This is a genomic window from Streptomyces buecherae, assembly GCF_014295035.1.
GTDB classification, from domain to species: Bacteria; Actinomycetota; Actinomycetes; order Streptomycetales; family Streptomycetaceae; genus Streptomyces; species Streptomyces youssoufiensis.
The window spans coordinates 7,965,081-7,985,572 of record NZ_CP060404.1; the positions used below are offsets into that span (position 1 = coordinate 7,965,081).

The 20,492-nt window shown below is 72.6% G+C and carries 20 protein-coding genes; 7 read left to right on the top strand and 13 right to left on the bottom strand.

Annotated elements, in window-relative coordinates; all coding sequences use genetic code 11:
- Positions 1-20: 20 nt before the first annotated feature.
- Positions 21-887 carry a TauD/TfdA family dioxygenase gene (locus H7H31_RS31600; RefSeq protein WP_261905882.1) on the bottom strand — a complete coding sequence of 289 codons (867 nt, stop codon included), beginning with the start codon at positions 885-887 and terminating at the stop codon, positions 21-23.
- Between H7H31_RS31600 and H7H31_RS31605 the strand changes: the two genes are divergently transcribed.
- Positions 810-1,988 carry a Rossmann-fold NAD(P)-binding domain-containing protein gene (locus H7H31_RS31605; protein ID WP_187065063.1) on the top strand — a complete coding sequence of 393 codons (1,179 nt, stop codon included), beginning with the start codon at positions 810-812 and terminating at the stop codon, positions 1,986-1,988. The genes H7H31_RS31600 and H7H31_RS31605 overlap by 78 nt on opposite strands.
- A gap of 109 nt (positions 1,989-2,097) precedes the next feature.
- On the opposite strand, the gene helR is transcribed toward H7H31_RS31605, so the two are convergent.
- The gene (gene helR, locus H7H31_RS31610) at positions 2,098-4,248 is read right to left on the bottom strand and encodes an RNA polymerase recycling motor ATPase HelR (protein ID WP_187065064.1); all 2,151 of its coding nucleotides are present in this window, start codon (positions 4,246-4,248) and stop codon (positions 2,098-2,100) included.
- A gap of 625 nt (positions 4,249-4,873) precedes the next feature.
- On the opposite strand from helR, the gene H7H31_RS31615 reads away from it, so the two are divergent.
- The 3 genes from H7H31_RS31615 (at position 4,874) to H7H31_RS31625 (ending at position 7,717) form a co-directional block, all read left to right on the top strand.
- Entirely contained in the window at positions 4,874-5,707 is an 834-nt protein-coding gene (locus H7H31_RS31615; RefSeq protein ID WP_187065065.1) for an SDR family oxidoreductase, read from the top strand.
- Positions 5,708-6,044: 337 nt separating this feature from the next.
- Positions 6,045-6,395, top strand: a complete 351-nt coding sequence (locus H7H31_RS31620) for a YciI family protein (protein WP_187065066.1) — start codon at positions 6,045-6,047, stop codon at positions 6,393-6,395.
- 38 nt (positions 6,396-6,433) lie between these two features.
- Complete coding sequence (locus H7H31_RS31625; protein WP_187065075.1) at positions 6,434-7,717, top strand: RNA polymerase sigma factor; 1,284 nt, start codon at positions 6,434-6,436, stop codon at positions 7,715-7,717.
- Between the two features lie 52 nt (positions 7,718-7,769).
- Here the strand turns inward: H7H31_RS31625 and def are convergent, their stop codons facing one another.
- The gene (def, locus tag H7H31_RS31630) at positions 7,770-8,474 is read right to left on the bottom strand and encodes a peptide deformylase (protein ID WP_232110177.1); all 705 of its coding nucleotides are present in this window, start codon (positions 8,472-8,474) and stop codon (positions 7,770-7,772) included.
- 98 nt (positions 8,475-8,572) lie between these two features.
- Between def and H7H31_RS31635 the strand changes: the two genes are divergently transcribed.
- The gene (locus tag H7H31_RS31635; protein WP_372456075.1) at positions 8,573-9,160 is read left to right on the top strand and encodes an ArsR family transcriptional regulator; all 588 of its coding nucleotides are present in this window, start codon (positions 8,573-8,575) and stop codon (positions 9,158-9,160) included.
- A 362-nt stretch (positions 9,161-9,522) separates the two neighbouring features.
- On the opposite strand, the gene H7H31_RS31640 is transcribed toward H7H31_RS31635, so the two are convergent.
- Positions 9,523-10,176 (bottom strand): choice-of-anchor C family protein, encoded by a 654-nt coding sequence (locus H7H31_RS31640; RefSeq protein ID WP_187065068.1) that lies wholly within the window; start codon positions 10,174-10,176, stop codon positions 9,523-9,525.
- A gap of 381 nt (positions 10,177-10,557) precedes the next feature.
- Between H7H31_RS31640 and H7H31_RS31645 the strand changes: the two genes are divergently transcribed.
- On the top strand, positions 10,558-11,106 hold the full coding sequence (locus H7H31_RS31645; protein ID WP_232110178.1) for a nucleoside deaminase: 549 nt from the start codon (positions 10,558-10,560) through the stop codon (positions 11,104-11,106).
- Between the two features lie 60 nt (positions 11,107-11,166).
- Here the strand turns inward: H7H31_RS31645 and H7H31_RS31650 are convergent, their stop codons facing one another.
- Positions 11,167-11,574, bottom strand: coding sequence for a RidA family protein (locus H7H31_RS31650; RefSeq protein WP_176160279.1), 408 nt, complete (start codon positions 11,572-11,574; stop codon positions 11,167-11,169).
- A gap of 504 nt (positions 11,575-12,078) precedes the next feature.
- Between H7H31_RS31650 and H7H31_RS31655 the strand changes: the two genes are divergently transcribed.
- Complete coding sequence (locus H7H31_RS31655; protein WP_187118183.1) at positions 12,079-13,488, top strand: polysaccharide lyase 6 family protein; 1,410 nt, start codon at positions 12,079-12,081, stop codon at positions 13,486-13,488.
- A gap of 93 nt (positions 13,489-13,581) precedes the next feature.
- Here the strand turns inward: H7H31_RS31655 and H7H31_RS31660 are convergent, their stop codons facing one another.
- The 8 genes from H7H31_RS31660 to H7H31_RS31695 form a co-directional block, all read right to left on the bottom strand.
- The gene (locus H7H31_RS31660; protein ID WP_187062087.1) at positions 13,582-14,379 is read right to left on the bottom strand and encodes an N-formylglutamate amidohydrolase; all 798 of its coding nucleotides are present in this window, start codon (positions 14,377-14,379) and stop codon (positions 13,582-13,584) included.
- A gap of 10 nt (positions 14,380-14,389) precedes the next feature.
- Positions 14,390-14,653, bottom strand: coding sequence for a hypothetical protein (locus tag H7H31_RS31665; RefSeq protein WP_187062088.1), 264 nt, complete (start codon positions 14,651-14,653; stop codon positions 14,390-14,392).
- Between the two features lie 553 nt (positions 14,654-15,206).
- Positions 15,207-16,265, bottom strand: coding sequence for a chitinase (locus H7H31_RS31670; RefSeq protein WP_187062096.1), 1,059 nt, complete (start codon positions 16,263-16,265; stop codon positions 15,207-15,209).
- Between the two features lie 416 nt (positions 16,266-16,681).
- Positions 16,682-17,602 (bottom strand): D-alanyl-D-alanine carboxypeptidase family protein, encoded by a 921-nt coding sequence (locus H7H31_RS31675; RefSeq protein ID WP_187062089.1) that lies wholly within the window; start codon positions 17,600-17,602, stop codon positions 16,682-16,684.
- Positions 17,603-17,690: 88 nt separating this feature from the next.
- Positions 17,691-18,377, bottom strand: a complete 687-nt coding sequence (locus H7H31_RS31680) for an HAD family hydrolase (protein WP_187062090.1) — start codon at positions 18,375-18,377, stop codon at positions 17,691-17,693.
- A 62-nt stretch (positions 18,378-18,439) separates the two neighbouring features.
- Positions 18,440-18,922 (bottom strand): Lrp/AsnC family transcriptional regulator, encoded by a 483-nt coding sequence (locus H7H31_RS31685; protein WP_176160271.1) that lies wholly within the window; start codon positions 18,920-18,922, stop codon positions 18,440-18,442.
- 130 nt (positions 18,923-19,052) lie between these two features.
- The gene (locus H7H31_RS31690) at positions 19,053-19,706 is read right to left on the bottom strand and encodes a phosphoribosyltransferase (RefSeq protein ID WP_187062091.1); all 654 of its coding nucleotides are present in this window, start codon (positions 19,704-19,706) and stop codon (positions 19,053-19,055) included.
- Between the two features lie 58 nt (positions 19,707-19,764).
- Complete coding sequence (locus H7H31_RS31695; protein WP_187062092.1) at positions 19,765-20,436, bottom strand: dienelactone hydrolase family protein; 672 nt, start codon at positions 20,434-20,436, stop codon at positions 19,765-19,767.
- Between the last annotated feature and the right edge of the window lie 56 nt (positions 20,437-20,492).

Below are 20,492 nucleotides of genomic sequence, written 5' to 3' on the forward strand. Positions count from 1 at the left end.
GCGGGAGTGCCCGGAGGCGGTTACGGTGTGCCCTCCGGTACCGGCTCGGCGACCCAGTAGCGGGTGAGGCGTCGGCGGGTGTCGGCGAAGCCGGTTCGGGCGTGGAACATCCGGTGGTTGTCCCAGATCAGCAACGCGTCTTCGGGGATGAGTACGGAGGTGCCACCCGTCTCGACGAAGTCGACGGCTCGTTCGGCGAGGGCGACGCCGCCGGGGCCCATGGGCTGGGAGTCGGCGGTGGGTTGGTCGAGGGTCTCCGAGTACGCGCCGACCCGCAGCAGGGTGGAGCTCATGCGGATGACGGTCCGGGAGGGGGTGCGGTCCACGACCGGCTTGCGGACACCCACGGCGTCGGGGTGCTCCTCGTACGAGGGCCAGTAGACGGGGTGCTGGTGGGCCAGGCGCTGGAGGTCCTCGTCCAGGGTGGTGAGGAACTGGCGCCCGTCGGCGAGCAGGGTGCGACCGCCGCCGCAGGTGGCCTGGACCCGGCAGTGCAGCGCCAGGTAGCGCGGCGGCAGGCTCTGGCCCGGCGCCTCCGTGTGCGGCCGGAGGGTGTGGGGGCTCCTGGTGTCCCGTAGCGCCTCGAACCCCGCGTGGGCCTGGATGTCGTAGGCCACCTCCCCGGTGGTCTGCGGAACCAGCTCCCCCAGTTGCCGCAGTAGGGCGGTGGCCTCGTCGGGCTCCAGGGGGCCCTCCACCAGCGCATATCCATGGCTGTCCAAATTGCTCATTGCTGTCTCGAATGTCTGCTTCATTCGTGTCACGTTAGCGTAATCACAAGAACGCGTCGCGTAAGGAGAAGGTGGGTCATGGGTAGGTTGAGCCTGGGCGTGGTGGCGACCACCGGGAAGAAGCACGAGAAGCGCGTACCGCTGCACCCCGCCCATCTGCCGCTCCTGGACGCCGACATCCGGGCCAGGTTGTATCTGGAACGCGGTTACGGCAGGCGGTTCGGGCTCTCGGACGGCGATCTCAGGCCCCACGTCGCGGGCGTCGTGCCCCGGGCGGAACTGATCCGCGACTGCGAGGCCGTCATGCTGTTCAAGGTGACACCCCAGGACATCGCCGAACTGCGCGAGGGACAGGTCCTGGTGGGTGCCCCGCACTTCGCGCAGAACATGGAGACCACCCAACTGGCCATCGACAAGCGGCTGACCGTGATCTCCCTGGAGGCCATGCGGCACTGGCCGACGGACGGCACGCGCGACCGTTTCGCCTTCTACCGGGTCAGCGAGATCGCCGGCTACTGCTCCGTTCAGCACGCCACCCAGTGCGTAGGCAGGACCGGGGCCTGGGGCCGACCGCTCAGCGCCGTCGTCATCGGCTACGGCTCCACGGGGCGGGGCGCGGTGGCTGCGTTGCGGGCCCAGGGTGTGTCGGAGCTGAGCGTGGTGACCCGGCGCCCCAGTGCCACCGTCAGCCCGCCGGCGGGCACCACCCGGATGGGCCAGTTGCGCTACGACCCCTCGCGGGAGCGCGACAGCACGGTGCTGCTCGCGGAGGGCGAGGTGCCGCTCGTCGCCTTCCTGGCCGAGCACGACATCGTCGTCAACTGCGCGCTCCAGGACCTCGCCGCCCCCGAGGTGTACGTGACCACCGGCGACCTGGACCGTTTCGCTCCCGGCTCCCTCATCGTGGACGTCTCGTGCGACACGGGCATGGGCTTCGACTGGGCGCGTCCCACCTCCTTCGACCAACCCACCATCACGGTGGGTGGGAACGTGCACTACTACGCCGTGGACCACAGCCCGTCGCTGCTGTGGGACTCCGCCACCTGGGAGCAGAGCCAGAGCACCCTTCCGTACCTGCCGGTCCTCGTCGACCGCGAGAAGTGGCACACCCACGAGACGGTCCGGCGGGCCATCGAGATGCGGCACGGCGTCGTCCTCAACCCCGGCATCCTGTCCTACCAGGGCCGCTCGCCGGCCTACCCGCACCAGCCGGTGACCACGCGGGCCGCCGGCCCCGTGCCACTGGTCGGCACCTGACCCCGCCCCCTCGCGGCGCGCCCACCGGCTCGCGCGGGGCGGGGCGCGCCGCCGGGGGAGTGGGTGACACCGCGACCAGGTAGGGGAGTCGGGCCCCTGGGGCGGCCTGTCACGCGCCGGTCAGGACGACCAGTCGCTGGGTTGCTCGCGTCATCGCGACGTAGCGGTCGACGGCCCCCTCGATGCCGGTGCCGAACGCCTGTGGGTCGACGAGGACGACCAGGTCGAACTCCAACCCCTTCGCCAGCTCAGGGGTCAGCGACCGGACGCGGGGCGTGGCCAGGAAGGCGGGGGCGCCGATGACGCAGGCGACGCCCTCGGTGTGCTCGGCGAGCCAGCCTTCGAGTACCGCGTCCAACTCCGAGACGTGGCCGTGTGTGACGGGGATGCCGCTGGCGCGGATGGAGGTCGGCACGTTGGCGTCCGGGAGCGCGGACTTGATGACCGGCTCGGCCTCGGCCATGACCTCGGCCGGCGTCCGGTAGTTGATGCTGAGGGACGCCACGTCGATGTGGCTGAGCCCGAGCCGCTCAAGCCGCTCCCGCCACGTCTCCGTGAACCCGTGTCGTGCCTGGGCGCGGTCCCCGACGATGGTGAAGCTGCGGGACGGGCAGCGCGTCAGCAGCATGTGCCACTCCGCGTCGGTCAACTCCTGTGCCTCGTCCACGACGACGTGCGCGAACGGGCCGGCGAGCTGGTCCGGGTCGGTGCGGGGCAGGGCGGTCTGGTCGACCAGGGTGTCCTGGAGGTCCTGGCCGCGCAGCATCGTCACCGCGCCCTCGCCGTCGTCCTCGGCCGCGAGCACGTTGTCGATGACGTCGGCCATGCGCCGACGTTCGGCCGCCACGGCGGCCTGGTGGGCACGCCGGCGCCGCGCCACCTCCGGGTCGCCGAGCCGGTGCCGGGCCGCGTCGAGGAGCGGCAGGTCGGACAGCGTCCACGCCTGCGGGTCCGCGCGCTGGAGCGCGCGCACCTCGTCCGGGCTGAGCCAGGGAGCGCACTTGCGTAGGTAGGCGGGGACCGACCACAGGTCGCCGACCAGGTCGGCCGCGTCGATCAGCGGCCACGCCCGCTTGAGGGTGGTGACCAACTCCCTGTCCTGCGCCAGCGCCCTGCGGAACAGTTCGGGGGAGATCTCCTCGCCCTCGTACTTGTCCCACAGGATCGTGACCAGTTCGTCCCAGACCTGGTCGCGTGCCTCGTTGTGCGGGGTGCCCGGCTCCGGCGCGTCGAACGCGGCGGCCCAGTCGCCTGGGCCGAGCCAGATCTCGGCCCAGGGGGTGGAGACCGTCATTCCCCGGGTGGGCGGCTCCTCGTAGATGCCGACGGCCGGTTCGATCGCGCGCACCATGTCCGCGGTCGACTTCAGCCGGGCCACCGTCGGATCGGTCTCGACCGTCGCGTCGGCGCCCTCGGTGACCAGGCCCCGCAGGGTGCACGTCCGCACCCCCTCCTCACCCAGGCTGGGCAGCACGTCGGCCACGTACGCCAGGTAGGGCTGGTGCGGACCGACGAACAACACGCCGCCCCGACGCTGCCCGAGGCGAGGGTCGGAGTACAGGAGGTAGGCGGAGCGGTGCAGCGCGACGACGGTCTTTCCCGTGCCCGGGCCGCCGTCGACCACGAGGGCGCCGCGCGAGCCCGCGCGGATGATGGCGTCCTGGTCGGCCTGGATGGTGCCGAGCACGTCGCGCATGCGGGACGACCGGTTGCCACCCAGGCTGGCGATGAAGGCGGACTGGTCGTCGAGCGCGGCATGGCCGGCGAACCCTTCCGAGGCGAACACCTCGTCCCAGTAGTCCCCGATCCGACCGTGGGACCAGCGGTACCGGCGGCGGCTGGCCAACCCCATCGGGTTGGCGTGGGTCGCTCCGAAGAAGGGTTCGGCCGCGGGGGAGCGCCAGTCGAGCAGCAGTTGCCGCCCCGCGCTGTCGGTGAGGCCGAGCCGCCCGACGTACACCGGCTCGGAACCGTCCGCGCTGACCATGTGTCCCAGGCACAGGTCCAGGCCGAAGCGGCGCAGGGCGCGCAGCCGGGCGGTCAACCGGTGGATCTCCGTGTCCCGGTCCATCGCCTCGCGCCCGACGCCACCGGGCGCCCTGCGCTCGGCGTCGAGCTGGTCGGTCAGCTCGGCGATCGCCTGCTCAAGGCAGTCAGCGATGGCCGCGAAGTGCCGTTCGTCGCCGGCGATCAGGGCCGGGTCGGCCTTGGCGGAGAGGCGGTCGGGAAGGTTGAAGACACTGGTCTTCAGGGAGTGCACGGCATGTCTCCGATGTCAGGTTGCTCGCGGCCCGTGGGCGCGCGGTACGACGTGTGGGTCGAGGTGGTGGCGGGGCCGCCCGTGAGCGACGCCCCGCCTGACGTGGTCCCGTGGCCCGGGTGGGGGCGCCAAGGGGGTGGATCTCGTGTTCCGGGCCCGAATGCACAGCGGGTGGCCCGGCGCCCGCGTCACCCCGCGCGGTGTCCGCTCGGTCGCGTCCGGCACGGGGCACTGCCAGCCGCGGTGTCACCCTGCTCGCCATCGGGCGTAACCCATGCGCTCCGCCCCCACACCCGCACCATGTGACTCCCAGATCGTCCGGTTCTGCCTACGGCGGGTGATTGTGCAGGACAACCGGGGCCTTGCCGCAAGCCCCCCGGTGCGCTATACGTTAAGAGTGGAAAGGAGCGGCGACCTCCTTTCCCTTTTCTTTTTCTCCCCTCCCTGTGTTCTCCCCGCTCCCTCGGTACGGCACGTCGGTCGCGGCTGGCCCGCATCGGCCTCGCGGCCCGGCCGGGGCCGTCTTCGACCGCGTGACGAGGGAGAACGCCGCCTTGACCTGAAGCGCGCTTCAACTTCTAGCGTTCCCGGCAGTCGATCACCTGACAACGGGAGACACGCGCTCATGATCCTCGTAGCCGGAGCCACCGGAAACATCGGCAGCAGTCTGTTGGGGGAGTTGCGCGCGAGCGGCGTCGGGCCGTTGCGGGGGCTCACCCGGAACGCCGCCCGGGCCACCCTGCCCGACGGCGTCGCCGTCGCCGAGGCGGACCTCGCGCGTCCGGCGTCGCTGCGGCCCGCGCTGGAGGGGGTGCGCTCGCTGTTCCTCGTTCCGCACCTGGGCCCGGACGCCGACATCCTGCGGGCCGCCCGGCTGGCGGGTGTGGAGCACGTGGTGTCGGTCTCCTCCCTCACCGTGCGGACCCACCCCCACCTGGGCCCGGCGGCCGAACACCTGGCGGTCGAGCGGCTCGTCCAGGACAGCGGCATGGCCTGGACGATCCTGCGGCCGACGCAGTTCGCCTCGAACGCCCTGCTGTGGGCCGACACCATCCGCGAGTTCGGGACCGTGCGCGTGGCGTACGCGGACACCGCGCTGCCCACCATCCACCCGGCGGACATCGCGTCGGTGGCCCGGGTCGCCCTGACCGAGCCGGGCCACCACGGCGCCACGTACGAGCTGACGGGGCCGGCGCCCGTCTCCGCCCGGCAACAGGTGGCGACCATCGCGACGGCCCTGGGCAGGCAGGTGCCGTTCGCCGAGGTCAGCCGGGGTGAGGCCCACGCGTGGATGGTCGCGGCCTTCGGCCCCGAGGCCGCGGACGCGGTGCTCGACGTCACGGGCGGTGACGTCAACGACGAGCTGCTCCGCGTCCGGGACACGGTGCCGCGACTCACCGGCGCGCCGGGCCGCCCCTTCCAGCAGTGGGTCGCGGAGAACGTCGCAGCGTTCCGCTGAGTTCGCCGCCCCCGCCGTGCGAGCCGGTCCCGAGGAACATCGGTCGTGCGTACGGCGCGGCGCCGGCCGGTGCACCCGCGATCCCGTCCCCTGGCCGCCGCCCCCGGGCGGGCGGCCTCCCGGTCTCGGGCGGCGGCGCGGCGGAGAACGTATCGTCGCCAGGCGGGACAGAGACGGGGGCGGGGGCGGTGCTCGGAGCGGGCCGCCCGCCGCCAGGTCGCGAGCGCGTGCGGAAAAAACTTTCGGGGCGGGTGTCGATCGGGCCGCTGTCCGTTCGTCGTCATGGTGTACGGCGACTCGCCGCACGCACGGACCACGGGATGACAGGAGTCGGACCATGAAGTACATGCTGCTGATCAACGCGGGCACGATCGGCGAGGACGGCACGGCCGCCGAGTGCACCGTCGAGGACTGGATGAGCTACGACAAGGAGGTCAAGGACGCGGGGATCTTCGTCTCCGGGGAGTCGCTGGCGGACCTGGTCACCGTCACGGCGGTACGGGTCGAACCGGACGGCAAGCGCACGATCACCGACGGGCCGTTCGCGGAGACGCGCGAGGTGCTCGGCGGCTTCTACGTGATCGACGTACCCGACCTGGACGTCGCGCTCGACTGGGCCGCCCGCTGTCCCGGCGCGCGCGGCAGCGGCTCGATCGTGGTCCGCCCGATCGCCGACTTCGGCGCCTGACCGTGGGAGACGAGCAGCGTGCCGAGCCCGGCACACCGATCGCCGCGGCCCAGCAGGCTCCCGCGCGGGCGTCCGTGGAAGCGGTCTTCCGCGAAGAGCGCGGACGGCTGCTCGCCTCCCTCGTCCGCCGCTTCGGCGACCTCGACCTGGCCGAGGAGGTCACCTCCGAGGCCGTCGAAGCGGCACTGCTGCACTGGCCGACCACGGGCGTTCCCGCCCGGCCCGGGGCCTGGCTGCTGACCACCGCGCGGCGCAAGGCCGTCGACCGCCTGCGCCGCGACCAGGCGTACGCCGCCCGGCTCGCCCTGCTGCACCTGGAGGCGGAGCGGGCCGACCCCGCCCCGCCCGCCGACGCCGACGGGGAGCTGCCCGACGAGCGGTTGCAGATGTTCTTCACCTGCGCCCACCCCGCCCTGGCCGCCGAGGACCGGGTCGCGATCACCCTGCGCTGTCTGGCCGGCCTGACGACACCGGAGGTCGCGCGGGCCTTCCTGGTCCCGCCCGCGACGATGGCCCAGCGGATCGTGCGGGCGAAGAAGAAGATCCGCGAGGCGCGCATCCCGTTCCGGGTGCCCGGCCCCGACGAACTGCCCGAGCGCCTGCCCGGCGTGCTCCAGGTCGTCTACTCGGTCTTCACCGAGGGGTACGCGGCCAGCTCGGGCCCCGCTTTGCAGCGGCTCGACCTGGCGAGCGAGGCCATCCGGTTGGCGCGGATCCTGCGCCGGCTGCTGCCGGCCGAGCGCGAGGTGGCCGGCCTGCTCGCGCTGCTGTTGCTGGTCCACGCCCGGCGCGCGGCCAGGACCGGCCCGGACGGCGCGCTCGTCCTCCTCGACGAGCAGGACCGCGCGCGCTGGGACCGGCCGATGATCGAAGAGGGCCGGGACCTGGTGGTGCGCGCGCTGCGGGGCGGGCCGCCCGGGCCGTACGGCGTGCAGGCGGCCATCGCCGCCCTGCACGACGAGGCGGCCGACCTCGCCAGCACCGACTGGCCGCAGATGGTGGCGCTCTACGACGTGCTGCACGCGCTCACGCCGTCCCCCGTGGTGGCGCTGGGCCGGGCGGTGGCGGTGGCGATGCGCGACGGACCACTGGCGGGCCTGGCGCTGCTCGACGGCCTGGCCGGCGAACGGCAGCTCCAGGCGTATCACCCGTACCAGGCCGCCCGCGGGGACCTGTTGCACCGGCTCGGCCGGCTGTCGGAAGCCGCGGCGGCCTACCGGCAGGCCCTCGCCCTGGCCGGCACCGAACCCGAACGCGCCCACCTGCGAGGGAAGTTGGACGCGATCGCGCCGCCCGACCCGCCGGCCGGAGCGCGGCGATGAGCGAGCGAGCCCGGTAGCGGGGCGGCGGGGGAGGCGGGCCGCCGGGTCGGGCTCAGCGTTCCGGCGCGGCCTGCGCGGTGGGTGACCCGCCCGGCGCGCGGCCCAGCCTGGCCGCCTTGGCGGCGCGCTGGGCGAAGACCCGCTCGCGACGGTCGGCCATCTGCCGCAGCGCGTCCTTCCGGTCCCGCTTGGCGAGGCGCTGCACGTACAGCCGCCCGTCGAGATGGTCGCTCTCGTGCTGGAGGCACCGGGCGAAGTACCCCGTCCCCTCGATGACCAGCGGCTTGCCGTCCCGGTCGACGCCGCGGACCACGGCCCGGTCGAGGCGGGGAACGTTCATGGTCGCCCCCGGCACGGACAGGCACCCCTCGCCCTCGTCGACCAGCCGCCGCTCGGCTGGCGGGAGTTCGTCGAGCACCGGGTTGACGATGTGCCCGACGTGGCGGACACCGTGGTCGTCGGGACAGTCATAGACGAAGATCCGCAGGTCCACGTCGACCTGGTTGGCGGCCAGGCCGGCGCCGTCGGCGGCGTGCATGGTCAGGAACATGTCGTCGATCAGGGCTGACAGTTCGGGTGTGCCGAACTCGGTCACCTCCCGGCACGGGCGGTGCAGCACGTCCTCGCCCAGCACCGTGATGCGCCGGATCGTCCCGCGCTCCGCCTCGGGGGGCAGTGCCGGATAGGAGTCGACGGGCTGGCCCTGCACCCGGACCCGACGGTCGACAGGGCCGGGCTGGTCGTCACGTACGGACACCGCGGACATCATCCTTCCTCAGCGTGACAACGCCTGGGGCGAGTGGCGAAGCGGGTGGTTGCTTGCCAAGTGCTTTGCAAAGTAGCAGACTTTGCAAAGTGACTGAAGAAGGTGTCAACGCGTCGGCGCCCACGGGGGCTGGCGGTTCCGCCCCCGCCGCCGGCCACCTGCCCGAACACCAGGTGCGTCGGGCCCTGCTGGAGCTGCTCGCCGAGGTGGGCACCGTCACGGCCACCGTGGCGGCCGAGCGGCTCGGCTACAGCTCCGGGCTGTGCTCGTTCCACCTGCGCCAACTCGCGCGCTACGGGCACATCGAGGAGGCCCCGCACGTGGGCGGTCGGGCCCGGCCGTGGCGCCTGCGGCAGGAGGAGGCGGCGCCGGCCGATCCGTCCCCCGCGGCGGGGTTCGGGCAACTCGCCCGTGGGTTGGAGGACGAGAGCTACCAGCGCTGGCTGACCCGGCGCGACCGGGCCCCGCTGGCGTGGCAGCGGGACGAGGCGTTCAGCGCGGTGGTCTACCTGACACCCGAGGAGATGGGCACGGTCGCCGAGGCGGTGCGCCGGACGCTCGCCCCCTACCAGGACCGGGAGCAGCGCCCCGCCGAACGTCCCGCCGGCGCCGAGCCGGTCGCCCTCATCGCCCGACTCTTCCCGCTGCTGCCCGAGGCGGCGGGCGAGGACGGCTGACGTCGCGGGGGCGGCTGGCGCCGCGAGGACGGCTGTTGTCGCGGGGGCGCTCGCTCGGGTGCGCGGGCGCGGGCGGTCGGGGGCGCGGGCGACCGGGGGCGCGGCGTCCGGCGTACGTCTCCGCGTGCCGCCGGTGCCGAAGGTGCCGGAGGTGCCGGAGGTGCCGAGCACGCTGGGCCCGGCGCGGGGCTCGGGCGCGCGGGAACGCGGCTCGCCGTGGTCCGGCCGGGGGAGCCACGCGCGGGGCCCCGGCGTTGGATGACGCCGGGGCCCCGCTTGGTCGCGCTGGTCAGTGGGGGTGTTGGTGCCTGCTGGGCGGTGGGGTCGGGCGGCCCCGGTGGGGCGGGGCCGCGCGCGCCTGGTCAGTGTTTGCCGGTCGCTCCCCGGTCGCAGGAGCAGGAACAGCAGGCGGCCCGGACCACCACGTCGTCGATCACCGGGCCGTGCGCGCTGTTGGCCGTGGTGCTGGCGAAGGAGAGGGTGGTGGAGGCGGACCGGGCGACGAAGGTGACCTGGCGTCCCACGTAACCCATGTTCGTCCTGGTCTTGCCCGTGATGTCGAAGGTGAAGTCCTGGACGGTCTGCCCGTCGATGAGGACGCGCCCCGTCTTGACCGCCGGGCCGCCGGGGTTGCCGGCGAGGGCGTAGGTGATCGAGTACGTCGTGCCCGGGGTCGTCGGGAACGTCTGGGCGACCGTGCCCGGCGCCCCGCCGTTGAGGTCGACGGACTGGTTCCGCTCCGCCGCCTGCCAGAATCCGCGTCCGATGTGGTCCACGTTGCCACGGGTGACGGTCCACGGGCCTATCGCCCCGCCCGTCGCCACGTTGGTGAAGCTGTTCGCGGGTGCCGTGGGGTACTCGAAGCTCCCGTCGTCGACGCCGCGTGCCTGGTGGGTCGATGTCGCCGTGCTGGTCGCGCTGTGCTGGTGGCTCGTTGTGGCCTGCGTGGCGCCGGCCGCGGCACCGAGCAGTCCGAGGGCGGCGATCACGGTCACGTACGGTCGTGCGGACACCATGTCCTCCCGAGTTTCGACAGCTTGGACGAGCACCGTGAACTCTGGCCCCTGCCCCTGGCATGGGCCACCCTCGGCCGAGGGCGTGCCGACGCGCGGGGGTGCTACGGGCGCCGAGCGAGCGCCGACCGCGTGCTCCCGCGAGCCGGCGCGCGGGAGTGGGTTTCGGACACCCGGTAGGGGCGGCCCGGCCGGGGCGCGACCCGACTTCCGGCGGTGTCCCGCCCGCGAGCGACGGGAGTGCCGCGCCGAAGTCGGGGTGGGCCGGCGAAGTTGCCGTCCCGGCCCCGTCGCATATGGTCGTAAAAGGGGCTGACCGGGCATCTGTGCGACGGGGCGAGCGCGTCGGGACGGAGACAGGGCATGTCAAAGCACCTGATATTTATGGCCGAGGCCGTGCGGTTGGCGACGGAATCGGTGGAGAACAACTGGGGCGGCCCGTTCGGGGCGGTCATCGTCCGAGACGGGAAGATCATCGCCCGGGGCCAGAACCGCGTCCTGCTGACCGCGGACCCCACCGCGCACGGCGAGGTCGAGGCCATCCGCAAGGCCATCCAGATCCTCAACCCGTCGGCGCCCTCGGTCGCCAAGAACCGCCAGGACGCCAGCACCCTCAAGCTCATCCCGCGCGAGGAGGGCTCGCCCGACCCGCTCCCCAAGCGGGCGCGCATGCTCAAGGGGTGCACGATCTACACCAGCGGCGCACCCTGCCCGATGTGCATGAGCGCCATCTACTGGGCACGGCTGGACGCCGTCTACTTCGCCTGCGACCTCAAGGCCACCGCCGAGATCGGCTTCAGCGACGCCTACCAGTACGAGGACTTCAAGAAGCCGCTCGACCAGCGCCTGATCCCGATCAGGCAGATCTACCCCGAACTCGGCGCCACCTCCTACTCGGCGTGGAAGTACAAGCAGGACAAGCACCCGTACTGAACCGGCGCCGGAACGCGGGGGAGTGGTGGGGGCGGGCGGGTTGGACGGCTGCCGCGCCGGTCAGTCGATGACGGCGGTGGCCTCGATCTCCACCAGGTGCTCGGGCACGTCGAGTGCCGCGACACCCAACAGGGTGCCCGGCGGCACGGGGGTGGCTCCCAGGCGTGCGCCCGCGCGCATGGCGCCCTCCAGGAACAAGGGCATCTTGTCGGGGGTCCAGTCGACGACGTAGACGGTGAGCCGGGTGACGTCGGCGAAGGTGGCGCCGACGGCGGTCAGGGCGGTGTTGACGTTGAGGTAGCACTGCTCGACCTGGGCGGCGAGGTCGCCCTCGCCGACCGTGGTGCCCTCGGCGTCCCAGGCGACCTGGCCCGCGACGGAGATCAGCTTCGTCCCGGTGGCGATGGACACCTGCCGGTACGCGTCGACCGCCGGCAGTCCGCTGGGGTTGGTCAGGGTGATGGCCATGGTGCGCGTCTCCTCGTCGTGCGGGCCCCGCGGACGCACGTCCGCCGATCCACGGAGCCCTTGCTCTCTCGTGGTTACCGCATGACTGTAGGAGAGTGGCCGCTGACATGGGAGAACGCACTTTTCGGTGACTCGGGCACCCCCAGGTGACCCAGCAGCTCAGCGGCCCGCCCGAGGAACGAACCCGTCGGCCGGTCGGGCCCTGACCCGGGGCGGTCGCTCCGCGCGCGGCGTCGGGGGCGACGGCGTACGAGGCGGGAGCGGCGCGCGCCCGCGAGCGGCCTCCTGTGCCCGAGATGTCGCCGGCGTTAGCGGCACGCCAGCGGAACGGCAGGGCCGGGCCCGAAGCTGTGGGGCGGACGGGGGCTCGGCCGTGCGGTGTGGCAGGGCGCCGGGTGGCTGGCGCCCGCCCGCGTCCGCTCGGTCGCGTCCCGCTCCCCACCGCTCGGGTGGCGGGCACGACCACCCCGTCGACCAGCACCGTTCCGTTCCCCAGGAGGCACCATGCACAGACGCACCTTTCTCGCCGGCACCGTGTTGGGCGCGGCGGCCCTCACCGCCGTGCTGCCGGCCAGCGCGTCGGCGGCGCCCGTCACCTCCCTGAAGGAACTGCAGAGCGCGATCGACCGCGCGACGCCCGGCGCCCGCATCGTGGTGGCCAACGGGACGTACACCGTTCCCTCGGGCGGCATCAGAGTGTCCGGCAAGCACGGCACGACCAGCGCGCCCATCACCATCACCGCGGAGTCGCGCGGCGGCGTGGTGCTCAAGGGGGAGCGCGGCTTCGTCTTCGACGCGTCGAGCAACATCACCGTCAGCGGCTTCGCCTTCCGACAGTCCACGAGCCTGGAGATCCCGGGGAGTTGCCAACGCATCCGGCTGACCCGCAACGACTTCCAACTCGCCGACCTGACCAAGCTCTACTGGGTGGTGGTGCGGGGTGACGACACCAAGATCGACCGGAACCACTTCCACCACAAGACCACCGCGGGCATCTTCATCGTGGTCGACGGGCCGGACGAGGCCACCATGGCGCAGCGGCTGCACGTCTTCCGCAACCACTTCTCCGACCACAGCTTCAGCGGCCTCAACGGCGGCGAGGCGATCCGGCTCGGCGTCAGCAGCCGGGCGCTGGCCAGCGCGAACGCGGTGGTGGAGTACAACCTCTTCGAGCGGTGCGACGGGGACCCCGAGGCCGTCTCGGTGAAGTCGTCGGACAACACCATCCGGTACAACACGATCCGCGACAGCCGGGGTGGCATCGTGCTGCGCCACGGCAACCGCTCCACGGTCGAGGGCAACTACCTGATCGGTGGGGCCGACGGGGTGCGCGTCTACGGCAACGACCACCTGGTCGTCAACAACTACCTCAGCGGGCTGTCGGACGACGCCCTGGTGATCGGCAGCGGCACCACCCGCGACCACCACGCGGGGGAGAGCGAGGACGAGCGGCGCGGCTACGACGCCTGCGACCGCGCGGTGATCGCCCACAACACCCTGCTGAACAACCGCAACACGCTCTCCAGCGACGGCAAGCCGCACGAGCCCCGTGACGTGGTGGTCGCCGACAACCTCCTGGTGAGCGACGCGGGCACCCTCGTCGCGGTGCCGAAGTCCACCGGCTTCACCTGGCAGGGCAACATCCTGTGGGGCGCGGCGTCGAACGGCACCGTTCCCACCGGCGGTTTCACCCGCGTCGACCCCCGGCTGCGCAAGGCGTCCGACGGGATCCACCGGCTCGCGGCGGACAGCCCGGCGATCGGCGCCGCCACGCTCGCGAGCCCGGCCGTGGCCGAGGACATCGACGGCCACCCGCGCGGCGACAAGCGCGACGTCGGCGCGGACGAGTACGCGACGGCCGCCCCCGTACGCGCCCCCCTCACCCCGGCGGACGTGGGCCCGAACGCCGCGTGAGCACCCGCCGCTGACCCGCCCGCGCCGCCCGCCGGCCCGCCCCACGCCTCCGGGGCGGGCCGCCGGGCGTGTCCCGCCCCGGGGGCCCGCCCGTCAGGCGGGTATCCGCGCGACGAGGTCGGCCAGGGCCTCGGCCAGCGCGTCCAGGCCGGGGCCCGCCGGGCCGCCCGGCTCGTCCATGTAGAGGTCACGCCGGATCTCCACCATGAGCGCGCTGACCGACGCGGTCTTCCCGTAGTACGGCAGCGGCACGTACGTCCCCGCGAAGGGGCTGTCCAGGCCGACGCCGCCGAACCCCGCGAACGCCCGCCGCGCCGCGGCCAGCAGCGGGGCCGGCGTGTGGAAGGCGTCCGTGCCGAGGCAGATCGGCGGGCGCGGGCCCGTGCCGTGCAGCTCGTACGGCAGGGGCTCGGTCGGGTACGAGTGGACGTCGATGATCACGGCACGCCCGACCGTGGCCAGCCGGTCGGCCACCGCGTCGGTCATGGCCCGCGCGTACGGGTGGAAGTAGCGCTCGATCAGGGGCCGCCCGTCGAAGTCGGCCAGGCGCAGGTCGGCGTGGTGCGTGGTGCGGGTGTAGACCGCGCCCATGCCGCGACTGAGCATCTCCTCGCGCTCGTCGGGGAACCGCTCGGGGTCGACGACCAGGCGGGAGAGCTGGTTGACGAACCGCCAGGGGGTGTGGTGTGCCGCCTTCGCCGCGCGGGCGGCGAGCCGTGCCGTGTGGGCGTCGGTGATGTGGTCCAACTCGACCGCCAACTCCTGGTCGTCCAGCACGATCTGGGCGCGGACGGCCGCGGGCAGGGCCCGCGAGGAGTGCGGGACGTGAAGGAGCACGGGGGAGTCGGGCGCTCCCGGATGGAGTCGGAAGGGGGCGTCGGCGGTGGGCATGCGTTCCTCGCTAGGCGTCCGGTACCGGTGCGGTCTCCCGCACATCATCGGCCCCGGCGACCGCGAGGGTCGCGGCGGCCATCCGGTCGACGACGTCCGCCAGGCGCCCCCGGTCCTCGTACGCGGCCCGCTGCAAGTCGCTGCCGCTGCCACGGGTCGCCAACCGGTCGAAGAGGTGGGCCACGTCGAGGAACTCGTCGTAGGCGGTCAGGACCGGCTGGACGTGGGCCAGCAACCGCCGTCGCCGCTCGGGCTCGGGTGATTTCCCGATCATCGCGCGTTCCCGCGGTATTTCCCCGCAGCGTGGTGCGCGGCCCCGGACCTCGCTGTCATCGGACCACTCCTGATGTCAAAGATCGCCGTATCAAGAACTTTCGACACCCGACGGTCCACTCCAACACACGCCGGAACAGCCATGTTGGGTGCGCGGGAAGCGCCCGTCGGCGACAGGTTTCCGGCCGAGGCGCGGTGGCCGGATGAAGGTGATTCCGTCCTTCTCTCCGAGTGACGGGAGATCGGGAAAAGGGGCGGCATTCCCTGGTCGTCGCTCAGCGTTCCCGCCGCTGTTATCCCGCGCTCTCTTTCCCCGTTCCGGCCGTATCCCGGAAAACCCGGAGCGCGCCGGCGGGAGCCGCCACCGCGGGTGGGCCGGACGAGCCCGGGGAGTCGCTGCGGGGCCGGCGAGTGTGCGGTTCGGGTGGGGCGAGGTGTCGCCGCGGTGGAGCGCCGGGCATGACAGAAGCCGACCCGCGCCGGGGCCGTGTGGCGCGGGTCGGCTCGTGTGGGGGACGGCGGGGTGCCGCCCTGGGTGTGGGTGCTCGGCCGGGTCAGCGCCCCTGGAGGGACTTGACGTTGTTGCCGAAGCTCCAGGAACGGCTGCCGTCCCAGTTGATGGACCAGGTCATCAGGCCCTTGAGGCCGCCGCTGTACTTGTTCCACGCCTGGCTCACCAGGCTGGGCGACATGTAGCCGCCGCCGGCGCCGGGTTGGGCGGGCAGCCCCGGGACCTGCTTGTCGTAGGGAACCTTGATGGTGGTGCCCTGGATGACCAGGCCCTTGTTGAGGCAGTCGGTCTGCGCGGTGAAGCCCTGGACCGTGCCGGCCTGGTACGAGTCACCGGAGCAGCCGTACATGCTGCCGTTGTAGTACTGCATGTTCAGCCACCACAGCCGGCCGTTGTCCGCGTACTTCTTGATGATCGGCAGGTAGGCGCCCCAGATCGAGCCGTAGGTGACGCTGCCGCCGGTGACGTACGCCGTCTCGGGGGCCATCGTCAGGCCGAAGTTGGACGGCATCTTGGCGAGGACGCCGTCGATGATGCGGATCAGGTTGGACTGCGAGGCGGAGAGCTGGTTGATGTTGCCGCTGCCGGTCAGGCCCGTCTCGATGTCGATGTCGATGCCGTCGAAGTTGTACTTCTTCAGGATCGGCACCACCGTCTCGACGAACCGGTCGGCGACCTTGCTGGAGCTGAGGTCGATGCCGGCCGCGGCGCCGCCGATGGACATCAGCAGCGTTGCGCCGTTGGCCTTGGCGTCGCACATCTCGGCCGGTGTCGAGACCTTCACCGTCGCGTCCATCCCGTCCTCCCACAGGACGGTGCCGTCCGAGCGGATGACCGGGAACGCGGCGTTGATCACGTTGTAGCCGTGGTCGCGGATGCGCTTGTCGTTGATCGGGACCCACCCGAAGGGGGGGTGGACGCCGTTGGCCGCGCCGTCCCAGTTCTCCCAGTAACCCTGGAGCACCTTGCCGGTGGGCCGGGACTTGACCTCGCAGGTGTCGGCGCGTGGGGTGTCAGGCGTCTCGGCCGCCTGGGCGGCGGGTACCTGGGCGGCGAAGGCCAGCGCGAGGCCGACTCCCAGCAGGCGTAACGTCCGACCGATCATGCTGTGCTCCCTTCTGGCCGCGAACGGTGGCACCGGATCGGCGCGCGGTCCGCGGTGGCGTGTCTTCGGGCGCGTGGGTGGGGACCGCCGGCCGTGGCCGTGCCAATGTGCGCCAATGGATGTGCACATGACACGCGAGGAGGCGTGGGGGAAGGCACGCGTACCTCCTGAGTCGGGGTGGACCCGAAGATGGGGCATGGGTGTGTGGTGGGCCACACCGTAAGTTGGTCCAGACCTCTCGTCAAGAGGTCTGGACCATGTCGAAAAGGGGGTCGCTCGGCACGATGCCCCGCCCGGAGGAGTTCCGAGCGGGGCACCGCACGACCCGAGTCGGCCCCGAAGCCGGCCCCGACCACCACGGGCGATCCGCCTCCAGGCGGGTGCGCGCGCGGCGGCCGGGGCGTCGACGGACCCTAGTCCTGCTGTGCGCTGCTGGGCAGCGCGCGCCAGGCGACCTTGGTCTTGGTCTTGAAGGACCAGTCGAGCATCTTCTTCGCGTCCGCGTAGCGGTTGCCGTCATTCAGGATGACGCCGACCACGGTGCGCTTGCCCTTCGTCGTGGCGAAGACCAGGCACGGACCGGCGGCCGTGCCGGTGCCGGTCTTGATGCCGAAGGTGCCCTGGTACGAGCCGAGCAGCTTGTTCGTGTTGTACCAGGTGTACGTGCGGCCGTTGGTGGCCTTCTGCTTGGTGCTCTGCGCCTTCACGACCGTCTTGAAGGTGCTGTTGCCGATGGCGTGCCGGGCCAACTTCGCCATGTCGCGCGGCGTGGTGTAGTTGGAGCCCTTCGCGGAGATGCCATCGAAGGAGTCGTACTTGGTGTTCTTGAGCCCCAGCGCCTTGGCCCGGTCGTTCATCTTGGTGATGAACGACTTCTTCCGGGCCGCCATGGTGCTGCCCGAGCCGAAGGTGTCGGCCAGCGCGTACGCGGCGTCGCAACCCGAGGGAAGCATCAGCCCGTACAGCAGTTGGCGCACCGTCACCTTGTCGCCGGTCTTCAGGTCGGCGGTGCTCGCGCCTTCCTTGGCGACGTAGTCGCGGTACTCCTTCTTGATGGTGACCTGCTTGTTCAGGTTCACCTTCTTCGTGTCGAGCACCACGACCGCGGTCATGATCTTGGTGGTGCTCGCCATCTGACGCTTGGTGTCGGCGTCCTTGGCCCACAACTGCTTGTTGGCGCCACTGTCGAGCAGGTACGCACCACGGGCGGTGATGCCCGAGGGCCCGCTCGCCGCCTGGGCGCTGCTCGTCGGGACCATCACGGCGAGCGCCGCTGTAGAGGCGACCACCGTAGCTCCCCACCGGTAGGCCGCGCGTCCCCCACGTCGTTCCATATGAACTCCACTTCGTCTTGCGTGTTGATCGTGCGAGCGAATGCTCTCATTAGGTCATTTACGCCAGAAAGGTGGGGGTGTCGAAAAATCAGCCGGACCCGGTCAGCCAGGCGTACGCACGCTCCGCGTCGAACTCACCCTGACCGCCCGGGAAACGGAGTCCGGCGGCGGCGAACCGCGGGTCGTCCGCGGTCGCCGGCACGTACGGCACCGCGACGCACCGCATCCCGGCCCGGCGCGCCGCCTCCGCGCCGGGCGGAGCGTCCTCGACCACCGCGCAGTCGGCAGGCGGCACGCCCAGGCGCCGGGCCGCCTCCACGAAGACGTCCGGCTCCGGCTTGCCGTGCGCCACCTCCTCGGCCGAGACGTACGTGGCGAAGTGCGCGTCGAGCCCGGTGGCGCCGAGCACGGCCTTGATCGCGGCGCGCGACGAACCGGACGCCACGGCGATCGGGTGGCCCCGCGCGGACAGCCGCTCCACGAACGCGCGCATCTCCGGGAACGCCTCGGTCGAGGTGCCCACCAACTCCAGGTAGTGCCGGTTCTTGGCCGCCAGCAACGCGTCGACCGACGCCTCGATCCCGTGCTCGGACCGCAGGATGGTCAGCGTCTCCCGAGTGCCGATGCCGATGAATCGGGTGTGTTCGGCCCAGTCGAAGTCGGTCACCCCGTACGCGGCCAGGGTGCGCCGCCCGGCTTCGAAGTAGTGCGGCTCGCTGTCCACGAGTGTGCCGTCGAGATCGAAGATGACCGCGGTGGTGGGGGAAGTGCTCATGGGCACAGCATGCCAAGGAGCCGGGCGCGGCGTACGCACGGAGGGAGCGAGAACCGCCCCGGCTACCGCTGCCGGCCCGCCTCCGCGCCCACCGCGTCCACCAGCGGCAACATCCGGTACGGCACCCGCTGGCGCAACGCGATCTCGGTGCGGGTGCGGACCACGCCGGGAAGCTGGATCAGGCGCTGGACGACGTCCTCCAGGTGGCCCGCGTCTCGCGCCACCACCCGCGTCATGAGGTCGCCGCCGCCGGTGATCGAGAACGCCTCGATGATCTCCGGCACCTCGGCGAGCGCATCCCCCACGTCGTCCAGGTGGCCCTGGGTGACCTCGACGTGCACGAAGGCCAGCACCGGGTGGCCCAGGGCGGCGGCCGACAGGCGCGGCCCGGTGCCGGTGATCACGCCGTCGCGCTCCAGCCGGTCGAGCCGCGCCTGCAGGGTGCCACGGGCGACGCCGAGCAGCCGGGCGTACTCCCGCACGCTGGTGCGCGGCTGCTCCAGGAGCAGCCGCAGGATCTTCGCGTCGAGGGCGTCCACGGCCACGGGCCACCGGCTCCTGTTCGTCGTTGCTCGTCCCGCTCGTCCGCACGGGCCCAGAAGGTCCCGTATGCGGCCTGGTGACTGTACCAACGGCCCGGCGTCCGCCCTCGGCCCGCGCGGGGTCAGCCGCCCGTCACCCGGGGGCGTGGGCGGCCCGCAGGGTGTCGATCACCTCGTCGTCGCTGACCTGCTCGAAGTCCGCGTACCACTGGCCGACCGAACCGAAGGGCCGCGGCCGGTGCGCGCACACCACGTCGTCGGCCTCGGCGCCGAGCGCGGTGGCGGCCTCCACGGAGCAGACCGGGGCCGCGAGCACCACCCGGGCCGGCTCCCCGCGGCGCACCGCCCGCAGCGCGGCGTGGGCCGTGACACCGGTGGCGAGCCCGTCGTCCACCAGGACGACCGTCCGGCCGCGCAGGTCGGGCGCCGGACGCCCGCCCCGGTACAGGTCCTCCCGGCGGTGCAGCTCGGTGCGCGCCCGCGCGACCTGCGGGCCCAGCCGGTCCGCCGTCAGGTCCAGCATGGCCAACGCCCGCTCGTCGAACAGCGGCGGGTCCTCACCGGTCAGGGCCCCGACGCCGAGTTCGGGGTTGAACGGTGGGCCGATCTTGCGGACCACCAGGACGTCCAGCGGCGCGTGCAGCACCCTGGCCACCTCGTCGGCCACCGGCACCCCACCGCGCGGCAGGGCCAGCACGAAGGGGCTGGCGACCTCGGAGTGGAGTGCGCGGTCGGCGAGCTGAGCGGCCAGTCCACGGCCGGCCGCCCGGCGATCGGAGAAGAGCATGGCGGTTTCTCCCTTCCGCCCGCACGGTGCCCGGCTGTCCGGCGCCGCACGGGCACGGTCATCGGTCGTCCTCGCGGCGCATGCCGAGGAACCAGTCCCGGGCGGCGTGCGCGACGGCCTCCAACGCCCCCGGCTCCGCGAAGAGGTGCCCGGCGCCCGGCACGACGCGCAGGCTCCACGGGGCGGTCAGACGCTCGGCCGCCTCCTCGTTCAGGCGCAGCACCCGGGGGTCCCCGCCGCCGACGACGAGCAGCACCGGCGCCCGCACGGCGGTCAACGCCGGGCCCGCCAGGTCCGGGCGCCCGCCACGGGAGACCACGGCGGCCACCCGGTCGGCCCGCTCGGCCGCCGCGACGAGCGCCGCCGCGGCCCCGGTGCTGGCGCCGAAGAGGCCCACCGGGACCTCGCGCGTCGCGGGCCGGCGGTCGAGCCAGTCCACGACCGCCGCGACGCGTCGGGCCAGCATCGGAATGTCGAACCGCGGCTCGGCCGTCACCTGGTCGACGCGCTCCTCCTCCGGGTCGAGCAGGTCGATGAGTACGGTGCCGAGCCCGGCCTCGTGCAGCGTCTCGGCCACCGCACGGTTGCGCGGGCTGTGCCGCGAGCTGCCGCTGCCGTGGGCGAAGGCGACCACGCCGAGCGGTTCGGCGGGCAGCGTGAGGTCGCCCGGCAGCGTGACGTCGTCGACGTCCACGCTGATGGCCTGTGTCCTGGTGGCTGTCGTCCCCATGCTGGGTGCCTCCCACCCCGCCCGACCGCCCGCCGGGAGAGACCTCCGGACGGTCC